This window comes from Rathayibacter sp. AY2B3, assembly GCF_002931755.1.
Taxonomy (GTDB): domain Bacteria; phylum Actinomycetota; class Actinomycetes; order Actinomycetales; family Microbacteriaceae; genus Rathayibacter.
Map to the genome: position 1 here is coordinate 1 of NZ_PSUG01000090.1, position 2,079 is coordinate 2,079.

Below are 2,079 nucleotides of genomic sequence, written 5' to 3' on the forward strand. Positions count from 1 at the left end.
CCTGCAGATCGCACCTGCAGACGGCACACCTCCCTGCAGACGGCACACCTCCTCGCAGACGGCACACCTCCCTGCCGGCACACCTCCCTGCAGACGGCACCGCTGCGGGTCGCGCTGCGGTCCGGGGGCAGCCCCGATGACCCGATCCCCTACGAGCGGAGATGATCGCCGCGGGAGACGGCGGCGAGGACGTCCGCCTCCGCCGCTTCCCAGTGCGTGTCGACTGTCGCGGTCCGGAAGTGGTGGATCCGATAGCCCAGGCGGCCGAGCTCGATGTCGCGACGGTTGTCCCTGTCGGCCTCGTGGAACTCCGCACCGTCCACCTCCAGGATGAGGACCTCGCCGATGAGGAAGTCGACCCGGCGAGCGCCGATGCGCACCTGCTGGCGGAAGCGGACTCCGATCCTGCGCAGGCGGAACGCGACCATCGACTCGAGCCCGCTCTCCGACACCTTTCCCGCCCAGCTCAGCTGCACCGCGAGCCGGGTGGGCAGACGGGCGAGCAGGCGGTTCTTGGCCGCCGTGCCGAGGAGCCCCTGCCGGAGCGCCGACTCGAGGAGGACGAATCCGAACTCGGCGCCCTGACAGAGGGAGGCGATGACGATGCAGTCCTCCATGCTCTGCACGAGGGTGCAGGGCGGCGCAGCAGCGGCTGACCAGTGCACGACGACGTCGTCGGAGGTGCCGAGCCGCAGGTGGTACCGCTCGCGGTCGCGCAGACGCGAGGCCTGCTCCGGCACTCCGACGTGGAGACCGCGGAAAGCCGGGACCCAGAGCCCGTGGACGCGCGCTGCATCCGCGCAGGCGAGGACCCCTCCGACGCGGAAGGCCTGCTCGACCGCGGGAGCGAGGCCGGGCAGTGCGTACCAGCCCTTCCGGACGCGGACGAGCGACCCCGACACGACGGCGCGTGACAGCTCCCGCCGGGTCGTCCCCTCCCGGAGGAACTGCTCCGTCTTCACGACGCCGCCGGCGCGGAGGAGGGTGGTGGAGGACGCTCGCATCCGTCGAGGCTGGCCCGACCGGGACCGCCGTCGACGATGCGACCGACGGAACTGGGGAGAGCTCTTCCGACCGGCGCCTGGGGAGGACGCTCCGCCGCCCCGCCGGCGCGGGTGACCGGTGCGATCTGCAGGCTGCGGCGGTGCGATCTGCAGGCTGCGGCGGTGCGATCTGCAGGCCTGGCCGGTGCGATCTGCAGGAGATCCGGGCGTCGACCCGCTGTCCAGGCGGAGGAGAGCGCTCCCCTCCGACCATCCCCTGCAAACGGCGCAATCCCCTGCGGACGGAACTGGCGCCTGCAGACGGCACACCCCCCTGCGGACCGCACTGGTGCCTGCAGACGGCACACCCCCCTGCGGACCGCACTGGAGCCTGCCGGCGGCACACTCGCCCGCCGGCGGCCACACTCGCCTGCAGACGGCACACCCTCCTGCGGACGGCGGTGCAGCCTGCGGAGGGCACGCCTCAGGCCACGGCACACCCACGCGACCGGCGGCTCCCTACGGGGCGACGCGGCCGTTCGCCGTGAAGGCGGCGGCCGTGAGGGGCATCAGCTCCTGGAAGTGGGTCTCCATCTGCTCGGCGGCCATCTCGATCTCGCGCTGCGGGAAGGAGGGGAACGTCGAGTCCTCGCGCTTGGTGCGCAGGGAGAGGAAGTTCATCAGCGAGCGGGCGTTGAGCGTGACGTACATCGAGGAGTAGATGTTCAGCGGGAGGACGATCCTTGCGACCTCGCGGGCGACGCCCTCGCCGAGCATCCGCTGGTACGACTCGTAGGCCTGCGTGCTGACGCGGCGCGTCTCCTCGGCGACGAGGTCGGCCTGCTCCGGGGTGCCCGACTCGAAGGAGTAGGCGCCGGGCTTGCCGACCTGCACGAGGTTGCGCCGGGGGCCGGGCACGTAGAAGACCGGTCGGAGCTCGCGGTAGCGGCCCGACTCCTCGTTGTAGGAGGCGATGCGGTGGCGCATGAACTCGCGGAAGACGAAGATCGGCGCCTGCACGTAGAAGGTCATCGAGTTGTGCTCGAACGGCGAGCCGTGGCGGTCGCGCATCAGGTAGTTGATCAGGCCGCGGTCG

2 protein-coding genes are annotated in these 2,079 nt (G+C 71.5%); both read right to left on the minus strand.

Features of this window, described 5'->3' with window-relative positions:
* Positions 1-149: 149 nt before the first annotated feature.
* Positions 150-1,004: a type IV toxin-antitoxin system AbiEi family antitoxin domain-containing protein gene (locus C5C24_RS17365; protein ID WP_104276119.1), complete on the minus strand. Its 855-nt coding sequence runs from the start codon at positions 1,002-1,004 to the stop codon at positions 150-152.
* 498 nt (positions 1,005-1,502) lie between these two features.
* A partial coding sequence (gene thyX / locus C5C24_RS17370) for an FAD-dependent thymidylate synthase (RefSeq protein WP_104305562.1) occupies positions 1,503-2,079 on the minus strand: 577 nt, incomplete at its 5' end.